The organism is Microbacterium sp. B19, assembly GCF_000333395.1.
GTDB lineage: Bacteria > Actinomycetota > Actinomycetes > Actinomycetales > Microbacteriaceae > Microbacterium.
In genome coordinates, this window is the sequence record NZ_BADA01000390.1 from 1 (window position 1) to 613 (window position 613).

A 613-nucleotide genomic window follows, 5' to 3' on the forward strand; every position below is an offset into this window, starting at 1 on the left:
CTGGGACGGCAGACCACCTTCGCCGACACCTGGACCCACCCCCTCACCACCTGGAACCAGCTCTTCGAGAAGGGCATCGAGCCCCGCTCGGCCGCCGGCCTCACCGGCGACCAGGTGCTCCAGGCGTTCGAGCAGGGCCAGGTCGCGATGATCGGCACCGGTTCGTGGGCGCTCGGCAACATCAAGAAGGCCGCCCCGAACCTCAACCTCGAGTACCTCGCCGTCCCGAACCCGAAGGGCGACCTGTACTGGTGCGGCGCCGTCTCCCCCGGCTACGCCATCAACGCCAAGGCGAAGAACCCCGAGGGCGCCGACAAGTTCGTGCAGTTCCTCCAGAGCAAGGAGGGCGTGGAGCTGTACCAGAAGGAGACCCAGTCGATCACCACGACGAAGGACTTCACGCCGCAGCTCGACGCGTCGCTCAGCGAGATGGCCCCGGCCGTCCGCGACGGCAAGATCTACCTGCCCGCCGTCAACTGGCCCGACCACGCCGACGTCATGACGAGCGAGTCGGTGGCTCTGCTGCAGCAGACCATCTCGGGCAAGATCACCCCGGCGCAGTTCGCGCAGGGAATGGACGACAAGCTCGCCTCCACCAAGTGACGGAAGGGGC

Annotated in this window: 1 protein-coding gene; it reads left to right on the forward strand. The window is 67.4% G+C overall.

Translation table 11 applies throughout. The features are described 5' to 3' along the window. Positions 1 to 603 (forward strand): ABC transporter substrate-binding protein (locus I5G_RS14035; RefSeq protein ID WP_022879623.1); only part of this gene is annotated, 603 nt, incomplete at its 5' end. Between the last annotated feature and the right edge of the window lie 10 nt (positions 604 to 613).